At 40.1% G+C, this 16,296-nt stretch carries 14 protein-coding genes; 2 read left to right on the forward strand and 12 right to left on the reverse strand.

Features of this window, described 5'->3' with window-relative positions:
* Positions 1–31: 31 nt before the first annotated feature.
* From tviB to ACTQ9S_RS12300, 5 genes are all read right to left on the reverse strand, one after another.
* Entirely contained in the window at positions 32–1,309 is a 1,278-nt protein-coding gene (tviB, locus tag ACTQ9S_RS12280; RefSeq protein WP_068034795.1) for a Vi polysaccharide biosynthesis UDP-N-acetylglucosamine C-6 dehydrogenase TviB, read from the reverse strand.
* A gap of 65 nt (positions 1,310–1,374) precedes the next feature.
* Positions 1,375–3,336, reverse strand: coding sequence for a polysaccharide biosynthesis protein (locus tag ACTQ9S_RS12285; RefSeq protein ID WP_440455084.1), 1,962 nt, complete (start codon positions 3,334–3,336; stop codon positions 1,375–1,377).
* Between the two features lie 27 nt (positions 3,337–3,363).
* Positions 3,364–5,571, reverse strand: a complete 2,208-nt coding sequence (locus ACTQ9S_RS12290) for a polysaccharide biosynthesis tyrosine autokinase (protein ID WP_068034793.1) — start codon at positions 5,569–5,571, stop codon at positions 3,364–3,366.
* Positions 5,572–5,586: 15 nt separating this feature from the next.
* A complete protein-coding gene (locus ACTQ9S_RS12295; protein WP_068034792.1) occupies positions 5,587–6,018 on the reverse strand; it encodes a low molecular weight protein-tyrosine-phosphatase in 432 nt (143 codons plus the stop codon).
* Positions 6,019–6,033: 15 nt separating this feature from the next.
* Positions 6,034–7,131, reverse strand: coding sequence for a polysaccharide biosynthesis/export family protein (locus tag ACTQ9S_RS12300; protein ID WP_068038995.1), 1,098 nt, complete (start codon positions 7,129–7,131; stop codon positions 6,034–6,036).
* A gap of 572 nt (positions 7,132–7,703) precedes the next feature.
* Here ACTQ9S_RS12300 and rluB point away from each other — a divergent pair.
* A complete protein-coding gene (gene rluB, locus ACTQ9S_RS12305; protein WP_068034791.1) occupies positions 7,704–8,618 on the forward strand; it encodes a 23S rRNA pseudouridine(2605) synthase RluB in 915 nt (304 codons plus the stop codon).
* 149 nt (positions 8,619–8,767) lie between these two features.
* On the opposite strand, the gene ACTQ9S_RS12310 is transcribed toward rluB, so the two are convergent.
* From ACTQ9S_RS12310 to ACTQ9S_RS12320, 3 genes are all read right to left on the reverse strand, one after another.
* Positions 8,768–9,325: a hypothetical protein gene (locus tag ACTQ9S_RS12310; RefSeq protein WP_440455085.1), complete on the reverse strand. Its 558-nt coding sequence runs from the start codon at positions 9,323–9,325 to the stop codon at positions 8,768–8,770.
* 60 nt (positions 9,326–9,385) lie between these two features.
* On the reverse strand, positions 9,386–10,051 hold the full coding sequence (locus ACTQ9S_RS12315; protein WP_440455086.1) for a hypothetical protein: 666 nt from the start codon (positions 10,049–10,051) through the stop codon (positions 9,386–9,388).
* A gap of 150 nt (positions 10,052–10,201) precedes the next feature.
* Positions 10,202–10,924 carry a hypothetical protein gene (locus ACTQ9S_RS12320; RefSeq protein ID WP_068034789.1) on the reverse strand — a complete coding sequence of 241 codons (723 nt, stop codon included), beginning with the start codon at positions 10,922–10,924 and terminating at the stop codon, positions 10,202–10,204.
* Positions 10,925–11,170: 246 nt separating this feature from the next.
* Here ACTQ9S_RS12320 and ACTQ9S_RS12325 point away from each other — a divergent pair, with 246 nt between their 5' ends.
* The gene (locus ACTQ9S_RS12325; protein WP_068034788.1) at positions 11,171–11,773 is read left to right on the forward strand and encodes a LysE/ArgO family amino acid transporter; all 603 of its coding nucleotides are present in this window, start codon (positions 11,171–11,173) and stop codon (positions 11,771–11,773) included.
* A gap of 134 nt (positions 11,774–11,907) precedes the next feature.
* On the opposite strand, the gene ACTQ9S_RS12330 is transcribed toward ACTQ9S_RS12325, so the two are convergent.
* The 4 genes from ACTQ9S_RS12330 to nadC all read right to left on the reverse strand — a co-directional run bounded on the left by ACTQ9S_RS12330 (position 11,908) and on the right by nadC (position 16,141).
* Positions 11,908–13,290 (reverse strand): NAD(P)-binding domain-containing protein, encoded by a 1,383-nt coding sequence (locus tag ACTQ9S_RS12330; protein ID WP_440455087.1) that lies wholly within the window; start codon positions 13,288–13,290, stop codon positions 11,908–11,910.
* Between the two features lie 252 nt (positions 13,291–13,542).
* Entirely contained in the window at positions 13,543–14,295 is a 753-nt protein-coding gene (locus ACTQ9S_RS12335; protein WP_440453480.1) for an IS5 family transposase, read from the reverse strand.
* A gap of 156 nt (positions 14,296–14,451) precedes the next feature.
* Positions 14,452–15,093 carry a MarC family protein gene (locus ACTQ9S_RS12340; RefSeq protein ID WP_082785626.1) on the reverse strand — a complete coding sequence of 214 codons (642 nt, stop codon included), beginning with the start codon at positions 15,091–15,093 and terminating at the stop codon, positions 14,452–14,454.
* Between the two features lie 187 nt (positions 15,094–15,280).
* A complete protein-coding gene (gene nadC, locus ACTQ9S_RS12345; RefSeq protein WP_068034786.1) occupies positions 15,281–16,141 on the reverse strand; it encodes a carboxylating nicotinate-nucleotide diphosphorylase in 861 nt (286 codons plus the stop codon).
* Positions 16,142–16,296: the final 155 nt, after the last annotated feature.

A 16,296-nucleotide genomic window follows, 5' to 3' on the forward strand; every position in this document is an offset into this window, starting at 1 on the left:
GGTATGTCCTTATTAGCTATATATCTTATATTTACAGGCGAATATCAGTTTCTTCTTTTGCAAATACATATTTTAGGTCATAAAGCACGTGTTTCTCTTTACCTAATTCTCTGATATTACTGACACCCATATCTGTAAATTCTGAGTGTGCAACTGCTAAAATAATACCGTCGTATTGCTCTGCTTGAGGTTTACTGATTGGTGTGATGCCATACTCACGATGAGCTTCTTTAGCATCTACCCAAGGATCATAGATATCGACTTCGATGTTATATTCTTGCAATTCGTGAACGATATCGATAACTTTAGTATTACGCACATCAGGACAGTTTTCTTTAAAACTTAGCCCTAGTATGAGCACTTTTGCGCCTTCTACTTGAATACGTTTTTTAATCATGTTCTTAATAAGCTGAGTCGTGACATACTCTCCCATACCATCGTTTAAACGACGACCAGCAAGAATAATCTCAGGGTTATAACCAATGGCTTGTGCCTTATGCGTTAAATAGTAAGGATCGACACCGATACAATGTCCACCTACTAGGCCTGGACGGAATGGTAAAAAGTTCCATTTAGTACCTGCGGCTGTTAGCACCGCTTCAGTATCGATATCCATTTTGTTGAAAATAACGGCCAATTCATTAATTAGAGCAATATTCACATCTCTTTGTGTATTCTCAATAACTTTAGCTGCTTCTGCGACCTTGATACTTGGCGCTTTATGCGTGCCAGCGATAATGATTAGATTGTAAACATCATCGATGAAGTCTGCTATTTCAGGTGTAGAGCCTGCAGTAACTTTCAAGATATTAACTACTCTGTGCTCTTTGTCACCTGGGTTAATACGCTCAGGACTATATCCTGCATAAAAGTCTTGGTTGAAAGTTAGACCAGACACTTCTTCAAGCACAGGAATACATACTTCTTCTGTAGCGCCTGGATAAACGGTAGACTCATAAACAACGATATCGTCTTTTTTGAGAATACCGCCTATAGATTGTGACGCCTTGATTAAAGGAGTTAGATCTGGCTGTTTGAAATCATCAATTGGTGTCGGTACAGTAACGATAAAGAAGTTACAATCTTTAAGCGCTTGAATATCTGAGGTATAGCTCAGATGCGTCGCTTGAGATAACTCCTCATCACTAACTTCTAATGTATGATCCGTACCTGCTTGCAAGTCGGCAATACGAGTAGCATTGATATCAAAGCCCATTACAGAGACTTTTTTACCAAACTCAACAGCTAGAGGTAGACCCACATAACCAAGGCCGATAACTGCTATCTTTATATTATTGATATCTCTCATAACATTCCTTTCTAAATAAAGTGTTTTCGATAACCCAAATTAATGAGCACTATAGTGAAAAAGGTCTACGAAGGTGCTGAACCTTCATGGTAGCCCTCTACAAAGTATTTAAATTCTTCTTTTAGCCATTCAACATCATGTGGCTGGGCTCTACGTGTTAGCTGAGACAGCATGTTTTCGATATCCATTAGTGGGAAGCTTTGTTCCATTGCCTGCCTAATTAATGGATGTTGCGTAGGCTCTACATTATCGTCGCCGATGATAAGCTCTTCATAGAGCTTCTCACCTGGTCTTAATCCACTAACGACAATCTCCATGTCGCCATCAGGATTATTTTTGTCCTTGAGCTTACAACCTGTTAGATAAATCATACGTTTGGCCAGATCTACGATTTTGACTGGCTCTCCCATATCTAAGACAAATACTTCGCCACCTGTTGCCATTGCACCTGCTTGTATGACTAAGCTTGCTGCTTCTGGAATGGTCATAAAATAGCGTGTAACATCTTCGTGCGTTACAGTAATAGGACCACCCTGCTCGATTTGTTTGGTGAATAAAGGAATGACCGAACCTGATGAACCAAGTACATTCCCAAAGCGCACCATGCTAAAGCAAGTTTTACTATTTACTTGGCTCAACCCTTGACATACCAGCTCAGCCAAACGTTTAGAAGCGCCCATAATATTGGTCGGTCTTACCGCTTTATCAGTAGAGATAAGTACAAAAGTTTCAACTTTGGCCTGCAGGGCTGCGTAAGCGCAATGGTAAGTACCTTTAGAATTATTGATAACGCCTTCAAAGGGATTATGTTCAACAATAGGTACATGCTTATATGCAGCTGCGTGATATACCGTATGGATACTATATTTTTTGAATACTCTAATGAGCTTATCTTCATTGGTCACATTACCAATCATGGCAATGATTTGAATATCACTATAATCAGGATTATGAACTTGCTGGTTTTTTAGCTCTTGATGAATGCTATATAAGGCATATTCGGACAACTCATACAGTATCAAGCACTGAGGTTTATTTTTGATTATCTGTCGGCACAGCTCACTACCGATAGATCCACCAGCACCAGTGACTAGAATGTTTTTACCTGCGATATTTTTGCTCAATAACATGGCGTCAGGCTCAACCGTCTGCCGATCTAATACATCTAAAATATCAACAGGACGCATAGTGCTGACTGTAACTTGCCCATCAGCAATCTCATGCAAGCTTGGTAGCTGTTTAATTTTGACTGATACTTCTGCAAACTCTTCAATAATCTGTCTACGACGAGCGCGACTAATCGAAGGCATTGCTAAGAACACTTGGGAGACATCTAACTTGTCTACAAGTTCTACCGTTTCAGCAGCATCATGTATTTTTACACCTAGTAAGTACCCGCCTGCCAATTGCAGATTGTCATCCACAAAAGCGACTGTGCTATATTTATGAGATCGTTCTAATGCATCAAACAACTCTCTACCTGCTGCACCTGCCCCATAAATGATGACATTTTCCTGAGTATCTTCATTTTTAACATGATTCTTTTGGATACCGCTGCTACGCTCTAATATTTCTCGTATACTTAAACGACTGCTCCACAACCAAACAAAGAATAAGAATAGGTACAAAATAGGAACTGAACGCGGTATATCAGTTAATATTTCGAAAAAATTCATGACTTCGTAGGCAATAATGAGTACGATAAATAGCTGTAGTACGTTGCGCATAACCCTATCAGAAAATATACGAGCAACACCTCTATAAAAGCCAATGTAATAAAGACCAATGACAGGAGGCAGCGCATAAAGAAACAGTAACAAAGGACTAATATGGTTATCGATATCACCATATCGCAATGCCAAAGCAAGGAATAAACAAACCATTGACATCAGCATATCTGTGGTCAGAAAGAACCCGCGCTTTGCTACGCGTGGCATCTCTAACAATCGCTGGGCAGTACCATATAACCCGTTACCAGCGTTGTTATTTGCAGAATACGTTTTATTAGGCTCTGGCTTCATAGACATAAGACTCAACTGGTTGTGTTACCGCTATTATTGGGTGTTGCCATAAGTGTAAGTGTGATGATAGCTATTCTTACTCATAATTCCTTGCTGCATATCGTTGATAACAATGCCGTCTACCTGAATGTTCGCTTTGTTCATCTGCTTGACAGCATAAGCTAACTGACCCTCTAATGAATCATTATGGCGAGTCACCATCACTACTTGGTCAGCATATTTAGAAAGTATTACGGCATCTGTCGCTGCTAGCACAGGTGGTGTATCAATAATGATGTAATCATAATGAGCCGCTAGCTCATTCATCAAACCACCAAACTTCTCACCAGCTAGCATTGAAGAAGGGTTACGCGAATTATTACCACGTGGAATAAAGTCAAGGTTACCTATATTAGTAGGATGAGTAATACTGACAGCAGTACTTTGATCTTGCGTAAAGAAGTCTGCAAGACCGTCATCTTGTTCCATGTTAAATATGCTGTGAAGACTACCTAAACGCATATCTGCATCGATAACTAGAACTTTCTTATCTAGCTGGGCAAATACTTCTGCCAAATTTGCGACGATGAAAGACTTGCCAACATTTGGACTTTCGCCAGTGACGACTATTACACGACCGCGTTGATTGGTCTTAGCAATGCTCGGCATACCAAACATTAGATACGTTCTTAAGCTCTTTATCGCCTCATAACTTGGACTATTGTGATCAGCGTAAGATAGCAGTCGATTAGTGGCACGGCTGTTCTTGCTCAGACGTTGCAATGCTTTTGAGCGAGGAACCGTCGCTATAACAGGGACGCCTATTTTAGATTCAAGGTTTTCAGGGTCTCGAACGACGTTTCTCATTGAGCTTCTAAGTAGTACTAATACTGTACCTATTATTGTTCCTAGAATGGTTGCTAACAGAATGATTAGCTTTTCTTTTGGTTCAATAGCGTTGTAAGTACTGACAGGTAAGTCAACGATACGTGCATAACCAATTTGACCTGCTTTAACGATTTTTAATTGCTCATAGTTGGTGAGCATAGTGAGATAAATCTCTCTATTGATGTCAACATCTTCTGATAGTTTCAAAAACTCTCTTTGAATCTCAGGTAAGCCTGCGATAGTATTACTAATCTCTTGCTTTCTGCTGTTCAATACTCTTAACTGATCATTGATTTGAATAACTAATGGATGCTCATTTGTATAGTAAGTAGACAACTCAGCTTGTTGAAGCTTTAGATCATTGAGTTGACCGTCAATTCTAGAGTCCTCTGCCAACAGTAGCTGTGCTTCTTGGGCCACATCAATAGTGCCGTATTTTTTACGGAAATCATTAAACAGTGACTCAGAGCCTTCAAGCTTTTGCTTCAACACAGGAATCTGTGTTTCCATGAAATCCAAAGTTTTAGTTGTCTCTTCAGAACTACGAGATTTATTTTGATTTATATATGACAGAACAATTTCGTTTAAGATTAAAGTGGTTTGTTGTTGGTTAGGTCCAGTCAAAGACAGCTGAATAATACCGGTCAATACACCCACTTCCATTACTGTTAGATTGCCATTTATAGTATCTGTCGTAATTTGTAATGATTGTTTAGTGATATTGATAGGCTGATTATTGTTAGGCAGCTCTTCTACTGTAATCTGGATATCACCATCTACCCCTTTAAACTGATGCGGCTGGTTTAACTGACCTTTAAAACTATCAGTACCATTACTGAGTACAAAACCTGTATCAGATCTTGCTAAAGTGAAGCCGCGATCTAAATAATCTTTTGATACGTCGAACTGACTGACTGTGACTTGTCCGCTGTCAGTCTGTAATGACACTCCCTCTTCGGAATGAATTGGTGTATTGATTCGATCTTTTGTTATTCTCTCAATAACCCCAATTTCAGGGTTGCTCAAGCGAATTTGTAAGTGTAATGAATCTGCGACTGGCCCCAGTATCATGCGCGACTTTATTAGCTCTGCTTCCGCTTGAGCCATACTAGCTTCTGACCCAACCAAATTAGAGATATTTTCACCAAGCGCTGAGACACCTTGAGGACTGGCATCAATTTGCACCACTGCATCTGACTCATAAGTAGGCATTACGTAGCGGCTATACAATATGCCTGCTATCAAGCCTAATAGAGTGAAAAAAAGCAAAGTTTTCCAGCCACGTAACAATGAGCCAAGTAGGCTTGACAGAGTGATGTCGTCATTGTCCCGATCACTGACGGATGTTGATAGATTTTTTGAGTCTGTATTCATATTTATATCCGCTACTTAAGTGATTTTTTCATTCCATTGTTCAAGACTTTTAACAATATTGCTTTTAGCAGCCTCAAACACCGATTTAGGAGACCGATAAGGGTCTGTAATATCTTTATCAATCCAATGGCCAATCCGAAACGTTTTACCTCGGCAATGTGGCCATTTTTCTTCAATCCATTTGGTCTGGCTTGTTGACATGGTCAAAATTAAATCTGCTTTTCCTACTAACTCTTCACTAATTTGCTTAGCGACATGTGTGCTGATATCTATATCGTCAACTGCCATTACTTCAATTGCTTTTGTATCAGCAGGATGGTCTATCAGTGCTGATAGGCCAGCAGAGTCAATATGTTTTTGCGGATAACGCTTAGCTAATATTGCAGCTGCCATCGGACTACGGCATATATTGCCTACGCAAACAACTAAGATGTTATCAAACGCCATAACCTATACTTCTTTCTATATACCTGAAATTAATCTGGCCGCAGAGGTAGATGGTAGCAATGCGCTGATAACACGGTTCCAACGAGTTAGACCAGTTGGGTCGACATAGACGATATCATTGGGCTGCATCTCAAAACGATTGGCCAATGCAAAACTAGTAATGGTCTGCATATCGACATAATAGATATTGGTAAATTGAGCTTCTTTATTATCACGCACGATGTATATCTTGGCAGCATCAGCGGTACTAGCATTCAGGCCTCTTGACTCTCCTAATACGCTAGATAGGCTAAGTCCTTGCTCCAAAATAGGTATAGGCTCAATTCTTCCAAATTCACCTAAAACAAAGACTCTGTTACGACTCTGACTGTTGACGTGTACAGAATCACCGTCTTGCAAATATATCTGATTGGCTGAAGAACCCATTTCGCGCAATGACTGCAAACCTAATGAATAGCTTTGACCTTTACGATTCAATATAATATTGTTTGAATCACCAATTGTGGTTGCTCCGCCTGCCATAGAAATAGCTCCATATAGCGATACTGGCGCATCCTCAATATTAAACTCACCAGGCTGTCTAACTTCACCATCGATAAAGAACTTATTGCCACGGTAATTAACCACTTTGACTTGTGGATCCGAGTATTTAAGATATTTTTGCAATCTTCCGCGTAGGTTGTTCGTAAACTGAGGCACACTTAAACCACTCGCCTTAATACGACCTATCATAGGAAATTGAATAAAGCCTTGTTGATCAACAGGATAACCTGCAGCGTAAGGATTAGAGCTTCCAGCTGATGAGGAAGGGGCGATATCTGGATAACCCACCAATACAATGCTTAAGATATCTCCATCAGCGATACGATAATCTACTGGTCTAGAAGATTGAATCAGACGAGACACATCATTATTACGAACAGCAACTTGTTTAGGCGGTAGAGTAGCCAGATTTAATGGCTGAACATTAAACCGAATACCGTTTTCTGCTACAAAAGTACCGTTAGGAGGCAAATCTCCAGATTGCAGCCCTGCATTAATGGTTGTACAACCAGTTAGAAACACAGCAGCTGATAAATAGAATGCGTTTAGCAACTTTGAGGAGTTATGCATAGGGGTGGAATGCTTATTGACCATGATGTCTACTCAACCTTATATCCTTCAAAACGAGTATATTTGTTACATATATTCGCAAGAACGGATTAAAAAAATACATATATTCGAGAAAGCGGATTAATTATCGCTGAATATACACTCAAATTAAATACAACGCAATATTCTATAAACTTTTGTAATGGAAGAATAATCAATTGCCGTGCAGTATTGTTGAGTATTACCACTCTACAACTTTCTTCTCTTACAACTTAGATAGTAACAACCGACATAACATAAGAGAAATAGAAATATCATTTAATAGTACGAACGGTATTTATATTACTTTTAACGGCCTAAACGGTGGTAAATTTTTTGCCAAACTTGATTAGCAAAGTATGAACGCAACATTATAGGTATGAATGATTGCCAATAAATAATGCATTTATAAATAGTCTTTATGAAATTAAAAAATTGTTAATAAAGCAATTTACGCGCTAAACATTTTAAAATAGCGTAGAATACACGGTGAAACTCACTCAATGATGTTGATACATTGCGAAATGTAACCTAACCGACTCAAGGACACGATTATGAAAGATGAAAAACTACAAAAAGCCCTCGCCCGTATGGGTCTTGGTTCACGCAGACAAATGGAAGAAGTTATTAAAGCAGGTCGAGTATCTGTTAATAATGGACCTGCAACTATTGGTGATCGCGTTGAACAAGGTGATGAGATTCGCGTTGATGGTCGTCAAATTAAATATACTGCCGAAAATGAGAAACGTCGCCGTGTATTGGCTTATTATAAGCCTGAAGGTGAAGTTTGCTCTGCCAAAGATCCAGAAGGTCGTCCAACGGTCTTTGAACGCTTACCAAAGCTAACTCATGACCGCTGGGTAATGGTTGGACGCCTAGATATCAATTCAACTGGGCTATTATTATTTACCAATGATGGCGAGATGGCACATCGCTTGATGCATCCATCGAATGAAGTTACTCGCGAATATGCAGTACGTGTACTGGGTGAAGTCACCCCTGACATTGCCCGCAACCTTACTGCTGGCGTTATGCTAGAAGATGGTATGGCACAGTTTGAAGATATCAAAGAAGGGGGCGGTGAAGGCGTTAACAAGTGGTATCACGTCAGGCTAACAGAAGGCCGTAATCGTGAAGTAAGACGTTTGTTTGAATCGCAAGGTCTTAAGGTTAGCCGTCTACTACGTACTCGCTATGGTACGATTGCACTACCAAAAGAGCTGCGTACTGGTCGCTTTTTAGAGCTAGATAAAAAAGACATCAATACTTTGACCGATTTGGTGAGCTTACGCCCACGTTATGGTACTGGTCTGCATGGTGCTGCTAAAGAAAAGCAAGAACGTATCAAAAATAAACCGCTTAAAGCGCGTCGTACTGATAATCGCACTACCAGCGCAAAACCTAAGAGTAGTGCTAGCCCTGCTAGTCGTGGTTCACGCAATACTCGTGACCGCAACGATAAGCGTTAATGTAACGCCACTTTGAATCTTCTATAGATTCGGAGTAAACCATAAAAAAGCTGCCAATGATGAATAATCATTGGCAGCTTTTTTATGCAGTTTGTATACAGATTGGTCAAAACGTGATTACCAACTTGGATGTTCAGATGTCTAGGTATTTAGCTGTCGTGGCTATCGATATAGTTCTTCATTACTCGTAAATCTTGCAAATGCTGCGCTTCCATTTCATCTAACAATACATCTAAACGCTGCTCAATATTATTTAACACCTGTTGCAATAACTCACTAGCCTCTGCTTTCTTTTCACTATTTATATTTTTAGAGCTTGTACTAATATTCGCTAAGTGATGACTGGCTAGCATTTCAGGCAACCTAACTTGAAGCATCTTATTTAACACAAACTGCTGTTCATTGACTACAGAAGTCATTTTCTGCGCTTGTAACTCTTTTTGGTAGGTTTGATAGTCAAATACCTTTTCATCAATACGTTGCAGTTGGCGTAACTGGTGATCTGACAAACATTTTAGATGATTGTTGTCTAAATTAAGTTGTTGCCAACTTATAGTAGACAATGACAATGGCGCGTTAGAGTCCTGATAAATAAGTACACCTGGCGTGATACCAACTGCGTTATGCAGCGCTTGCCAACCTTTTTTACCTAAGTAGATGGTCGTAATCGTGGTAACTGCTATACCAACTCCCAATACTATACTCATATCCATTCACTCTTTATATATCAGTCAGGCAATTTCCTTTTAGTATATATAACCTATCATTTACAGTTTAATATCTTCAGCTTTAGGGCTTTCGCTACTAGGGTTTTCAATGACTTTGACCGTAGTTTCTTTGTTTTCAAGACTATCAAGTTTATCAAGCTGTTGAGCGTTTGCTGATTCAACCTTTGGATTATCAAAACGCTTCTGTAAATATCGATTGGTCGCTAGCAGCTTTTGACCGTCCTGATGATATGAAGCATTGAGCAAATCATCAAACTGCATATTAATCGTTTCAAGTACCTCAAGCAATGCCTCTTTACCAGTGACATCAGAGTGCTTAATCTTAGTATTTTCAGCAAGTGCACCGTCCAAGTCATGCAAGCGGCGATAGTCAGCTACTGCTAGCGGAACATGTCTATCCATCAAATTTTGAATCATGATGTATGTTTCGTTGACGGTATCTTTGTCATCCATTTTGCCATCATTATTGGTATCACCATAGATAGCACGCAGCTTTTCACCTTTTTGATTAATTTGAGCAAGCGCTGTTTTTACGTCTTGCGGTAAGCTTTTTTCGGGAATATAACCGAGCTGCGGCATCGCTTCATATTCGAGCATTTTAGGCGCAGTGACTTTTTTGATGCCACGATACCCTAGATATAACCCAGCTGCTGGTAGCACACCGTATAAAATAAACATGACTAACATCGCAGTTACTTGGGTCATTGGATTGTCCTCATTGTTTAGCAGAATGATTTAGAAACTTCTTATTATTATAAATAAACATTAAACAAAAAAATAAGGCTGTATTGAAGCCTTATATTGTTATGTATTGAGCTGATTATATTTAATGATGCTAACTCATCTAAATAGATATTAACTTTGCGTACGGCTTTTAACATAACGGTGCGTTGAAGCAAGACGATTCATAACCATTTGATGCAACTCATCTAGTAGCTCATCAAGCTCGTAATCAATCTCTAAGAATAGATCAGTCAGCATGTCACCTGCAGTCATTTTTCCTTGCACCATATTATTCTTAGTGCGATGCGGGCTAAAGCGTTGTAATTGCTCATAATGATGTAGCGCTTCTGGAATACTCTCTGACACGAGCTTATCGATGACAAACTGACGCTCATTATGTTGCTGCTGTTGTTGCTCGTTGAGCTCACTACTCCATTCACGATAGCGCTTAAGCTTACCATTAATTCGGTCTAGTATCGCAACAGCCTCAATAGGCATCGCGTTTAGGGTGGCTTCATCAACCACATCAACAAGCTCAGTCATAATCGGACAGCTTCCATGTTTGAGATACCATAAACTATCTGGATCAAAAGGTGGTCTATTAATCGGGCGCATCTGAGAGCGATTGGACAAATAGCGATCAGTCAATGGCGTTGACGAGCGGATATCATTGACCTGTGCTAACGCAGCACAGATACGGTCTGCACGCTCAGGAGGTGTAAGAACAGAGGGCCTACTATTTCCTTGATCGTTATTATCATTGACCTTTGTACTCTGACTGACAACCATTTGCTGAGCATTTTGAGCAGCTAATGTCGGCAGATCATCTTGAGCTTGCCCAAATGACTGTAGCATTCTTGTCAAACTTACGACCATGACCTAGTTTGCCCCTCACCCATTCATTATTAAACCTTATCCACAAAATAATAACCGCAGCACCAACCTAATTAAAATACGATTTATACATTTGCACTCGGTTTGCTTAAATGACTATTATTATGGTTGACTGTGCTGCATTCAATGACTTATCTTAACAGCTTTTTGTCAGTCTGCCAGTAAGCAAACGTCAACATTTTGGTCATTAAAAATAAGTCAATCATTATGAATGCTCCCGATTATATTTCTGGCTTCTTGCTTGGATTATCACTAATTATAGCCATTGGCTCACAAAATGCCTTTGTGCTAAAACAAGGGCTTAAACGCGAGCACATATTTTTTGTCTGTTTATTTTGTGCAGTCAGCGATGCAATTTTAATATCTGCCGGTGTGGCAGGGTTTGGGGCAGTAACAGCACGCTATCCACAAGTCGTAGACATTGCAAAATTCGCTGGCGTCGTATTCTTACTTGGCTATGGGTTACAAAGCTTATATGCCAGTGTGCGTCTATCGCATGCTCTCAATGTCGACGGACAAGTCGTCACCAGTTTAAAAAAAGCATTATTACTATGTTTTGGTTTTACTTGGCTCAATCCGCATGTCTATCTAGATACATTGGTGCTAGTTGGTATGGTTTCAACCGGTGCGAATAGCAAATTGGTATTTGCAGCTGGTGCAGTAAGCGCCTCGTTCTTTTTCTTCTTTGCACTTGGATATGGCGCACGGCTACTCAGACCACTATTTGCCAAACCAAAAGCATGGAATATACTCGATGCTCTAGTAGGCATACTTATGCTGTACTTAGCTTTGCATCTATATCAGAGTTAAAAATGCTATCAAAATTAAAAAAGCACAGCTACAACAGTGGGCAAATCCAACTATAAAAGAAGGCGGCAAAAACGAAAAAACCAAACACGCTTGTGAAGCATGTTTGGTCAGAATAATTGGCGATTATTTACTATCTATGATGCTTTTTTGCGCTTCTTGGGCTTAACAAAGGTTAAATTCAAAAAGTGCTCTAACGAATCATCAAGAACATCTAACCAAGGCTCTGGCAACTCAGGCGATAACGTACCTGTCAACGTAGAACGATAGGCCTTTTCTCTAAAGGTCATGATATTTTCAGCTTTGTCTTCTTGCCATTGCTTTAAAATCTCACCCTGCTTTTCTACAGCGAACTCTGGGTAATCGGTCGCATTGGTCAAATCACGGATATAAGCGGCTTGAAAGTCGATTGAATCACTGACCGTAGTACATTTATCGTAAGTTGTCAGCCACTTTTGCTCATCTGCTTCACGTGTCACCAAGTCAGGCACTTCGATATCACCCATCATTACGTCGCGAGCATACCACGCTTGGGCATCAAACATGTTGAAGGTAAAATATTGATCCTGCATACCTAGGTATATCAGCTTTGGATTGGGCTGCCAAAAGATACCTTTGTACAGATTGGCTGGATATAAGCAGTTATGCGTTTGCAAACGCAGCTCATCAGGCATGAATGGGAAGTGGAATAAATAACCTGTACACATAATGATGGCATCAAAGCTTTGGCTAGTACCGTCTGCAAAATGTGCCACATCATCTTCGAAGTGAGTCACTAATGGCACTTCTTTAATACCATCCGGCCAGTCATAACCAAGCGCTTGTGTGCGATAGCTGATAGTGACTGATTTGGTACCATACTTATAGCACTGCGTACCAATGTCTTCAGCAGAATAACTACTGCCAATGAGTAAGATATCTTCATCTTTAAATTCTAACGCATCGCGGAAGTCATGGGCGTGTAGGATACGACCAGGGAATGCTTCTAAGCCTTCAAAGTATGGCATGTTTGGTGTGGAGAAATGACCCGTTGCAACCACGACATAATCAAACTCTTCAACTTCTTGCTCATTGGTTTTATGATTCATCACCGTCACGGTGAATTTTTGCGTTTCATCATCAAATGACACCCAACGTACAGGGCACTCGAAGCGGATGTATTTTTGAATATCTTGCTTATCGATACGACCCATGATGTAGTCTTTTAAGACTTCACGTGGCGGATATGATGGGATAGCTTCACCAAAGTGCTCGTCAAACGAATAATCTGCAAACTCTAAGCATTCTTTGGGACCATTTGACCATAAATAGCGATACATACTACCGTGAACGGGTTCACCGTTTCTATCTAGACCTGTGCGCCAACTGTAGTTCCACATACCGCCAATAGCATTTTGCTTCTCATAACAAACTATTTCAGGTAAGTCTGTGGCACCAGCTAAACGAGCTGCTTCAAAAGCACGTAATTGCGCTAAACCGCTTGGACCTGCACCTAAAATAGCAATTTTTATCTTACTCAAGATTAACTCCTGCTAGAAATAGTGGGCAATTACTATAACATATTTTTATGAATGGCGTTTATTAGAGGGGTTCATTGGTTATCAATAGACTAATCAGAGCCTTAAAGTACTTTTGAAAGAGACAAAAAGAACTCATGACTGTACCTGTTCTACAGAAAGTTTTTGGTAAGATTTTTAGTAAAGGTATGGACTTGCAGTACTTAACTGTTTAAATGGCTAATTGGTTTTAAACAGTTAGGGCGTGTTGAACATTCATAATTTTAGCCAGATATAAGCACAAGCAAGAGCGACCGTATTCTCATAACTCTGTCTTAGCTTATCAAATCTGGTGGCAACCGCTCTATACTGTTTTAGCTTAGCGAAAGCATTTTCTACTAAATGTCGTGCTTTGTACAAGTCCCAATCCATATGGTCGTTAGAGGACTTGGTGTTTCGTTTCCGAGGGATATTATTACAAGTTGCTGTTTGTTCAATATACTCTCGTAGTGTGTCAGAGTCATAGCCTTTATCTGCACATACAACGTCTGTCTTGCTCAAATCAACCTTATCTACTAAGTCAGATGCGACTTTAACATCGTGGGTTGTGCCATCTGACAGAATAAAGGTAATCGGATTGCCATGAGCATCGACCGCTAGATGAATTTTAGTGGCACGTCCTGCGACACTCTTACTAATGGCTTGAGCAGCTTCATGACGACCACTACTGTGCTGATGTGCCTTGATATGAGTACCATCTATAAACACCCACTCAAGGTCAGGCTCTCTGATAACTAAAGCAAATAGTCCAATGAGCTTATTACTGCGAAACCAGCGTTGATAAGCCTTGTAGACAGTATTGGGCTTTCCAAAGTAAGCCGGTAAATCGCGCCAAGGACAGCCAGTTCGCATACGATAAAGGATGCCCTCAATGGTCAGTCTCAGATTTCCTTTGTCATAGATATTAAGTTCTAGTAATATAGGTCTTAGTCTTGTCCAGTGTTCATTTTTGAGCATAGTACGAGGCATAGCGAACGAGATCTTTTTTGTGTGAGAACTTAAAGATTACCCGTTCGCTATTTTTTTTGCCAGAAATTTATACTCAATGTTCAACACACCCTAATATTATGGAGCAATAATTGATAGGAAAAACAGCAAATAAGAGAAATAACAGGGATAAAAAGACTATATCAAATCAGGAAACAGGGTGCGCAAGCCACTAACGATAATTTCAATAGAAACCGCTGCAAGTAACATTCCCATGATTCGGCTCATAATATTTAGTCCAGTATCACCCAATAAACGGCTAATACGACCGGCTGCCATCAATGCTAAATAACAAAATAGACTGATTAATAAGCCTGCGATAAGTACCGCTGAGACTCGTAATATACCTGAGATTTGTGAGGAATAAATAATAACTGTTGAGATACCACCCGGCCCAATCATCATTGGTATAGCAAGTGGTACGACAGCTGAGGCAGTGCTGGGTGGTGAACTCTGTACATGATCGACATCAAAGTTTTCTTGATCAGGCTTCACTGGATTACCATCACCATTCATCATATTGAGGGCAATCAAAAATACCAGTATGCCACCTGCCAGCTGAAACGAGCCAATAGAAATTCCAAGCAACTTAAGTAACGTCTCACCTGCTACGGTAAAAAAGCTTATGGTAATAAAAATAGTCAGACAAGCAATTCGTGCAACTTTACGTCGATTGATCATCGAGTAGCCACGTGTCAAATCTAAGAACAGTGTCAACGCACTAAATGGATTAATCAATACCACAAAGGCTAAGATAATCTTGATAATTTCAGTATTCACTGAGCGCTCGCTTGTCTATCGATAAAACTGGGGCAAAAAGATAAGGCTATCGTGCGAGTGCAACGATATCCCAATAGTCGGTTAGCAGCGGCATTGTAGCATAGGCAGATAACCTAATTAAATCATTAACTTTGGTTAATACTTGCACACCCCAGTAACGAGTAAATTATCACTAATCAAGCGGTGGTTAAGCGCTAAAATCAAGCCCGATATCGAGCGCAGTCGTACTGTGAGTCAAATAACCCATCGCAATAAAATCAACGCCTGTTTCTGCTACTGCTTGCACGGTTTCAGGTGTAATACCGCCTGACGCCTCCGTTTTTGCACGACCGTTACACATTGCTACCGCCTGTGACAGTATTTCAGGCGACATATTATCTAAAAGTACTAAAGTTACACCAGCGTCCAAAGCTTGCTTTAACTGGTCTAACGTATCGACTTCAACTTCAATTGGAATCAGATGGCCAGCGAAATCTTGTGCTTGTTGAATCGCTGTTTTTATATCACCTGCAATGGCAATATGATTGTCTTTGATTAAAATTGCATCATCTAATCCTAAGCGATGATTACGCCCGCCACCGCAGCGTACCGCATATTTCTGCACAGTACGTAAGCCTGGAATGGTTTTACGCGTACAAGTAATTTGCGCTGGATAATCTGCCACACTATCAACGATCTGCCGTGTTGCCGTTGCAATACCACTTAGATGAGTCATAAAATTCAATGCGGTGCGCTCTGCAGTCAGTAGATGACGCGCATTACCGCGAACAGTTGCCAATACCGTATTAGCATCAACCATCTCACCATCAATGACCTGAGCAGTAAACTCAATCTGTGCGTCAATTAGAAAAAAAGACAGTCGTGCCAAATCCATCCCGCATATCACACCTGCTTGCCGCGCTTTAATCTGTAATTGCGCTTGCATATCGGCTGGAATAGTTGCTTGAGATGTGACATCGCCACGTCTACCCAAATCTTCAGTCAAAGCAGCTTCCACTAAGGGTTTAAGCAATACCTCATCCAATGCTGGTTCTTTTATGACTGTCATCTTTAGTCCTTTTTATACGCAGTGGTTGATATAACATCAATTTAATTAAACTCAAAATGAGCATAAATATAACTTAAAATTAATAGGCTCGCAAGACAAGGTAGTAACTTTCGTTAGTTCAATGAAACGCTGTAAGTGCTCAACATTAATGCAAA

It is taken from the genome of Psychrobacter sp. ASPA161_9, from assembly GCF_051970275.1.
Classification (GTDB): domain Bacteria; phylum Pseudomonadota; class Gammaproteobacteria; order Pseudomonadales; family Moraxellaceae; genus Psychrobacter.

Excerpts from the sequence above, each read along its gene's own strand:
- tviB (WP_068034795.1), bottom strand. The coding sequence starts at position 1,309 with ATGAGAGATATCAATAATATAAAGATAGCAGTTATCGGCCTTGGTTAT.
- ACTQ9S_RS12285 (WP_440455084.1), bottom strand. The coding sequence starts at position 3,336 with ATGTCTATGAAGCCAGAGCCTAATAAAACGTATTCTGCAAATAACAAC.
- ACTQ9S_RS12290 (WP_068034793.1), bottom strand. The coding sequence starts at position 5,571 with ATGAATACAGACTCAAAAAATCTATCAACATCCGTCAGTGATCGGGAC.
- ACTQ9S_RS12295 (WP_068034792.1), bottom strand. The coding sequence starts at position 6,018 with ATGGCGTTTGATAACATCTTAGTTGTTTGCGTAGGCAATATATGCCGT.
- ACTQ9S_RS12300 (WP_068038995.1), bottom strand. The coding sequence starts at position 7,131 with ATGCATAACTCCTCAAAGTTGCTAAACGCATTCTATTTATCAGCTGCT.
- rluB (WP_068034791.1), top strand. The coding sequence starts at position 7,704 with ATGAAAGATGAAAAACTACAAAAAGCCCTCGCCCGTATGGGTCTTGGT.
- ACTQ9S_RS12310 (WP_440455085.1), bottom strand. The coding sequence starts at position 9,325 with ATGAGTATAGTATTGGGAGTTGGTATAGCAGTTACCACGATTACGACC.
- ACTQ9S_RS12315 (WP_440455086.1), bottom strand. The coding sequence starts at position 10,051 with ATGACCCAAGTAACTGCGATGTTAGTCATGTTTATTTTATACGGTGTG.
- ACTQ9S_RS12320 (WP_068034789.1), bottom strand. The coding sequence starts at position 10,924 with ATGCTACAGTCATTTGGGCAAGCTCAAGATGATCTGCCGACATTAGCT.
- ACTQ9S_RS12325 (WP_068034788.1), top strand. The coding sequence starts at position 11,171 with ATGAATGCTCCCGATTATATTTCTGGCTTCTTGCTTGGATTATCACTA.
- ACTQ9S_RS12335 (WP_440453480.1), bottom strand. The coding sequence starts at position 14,295 with ATGCCTCGTACTATGCTCAAAAATGAACACTGGACAAGACTAAGACCT.
- nadC (WP_068034786.1), bottom strand. The coding sequence starts at position 16,141 with ATGACAGTCATAAAAGAACCAGCATTGGATGAGGTATTGCTTAAACCC.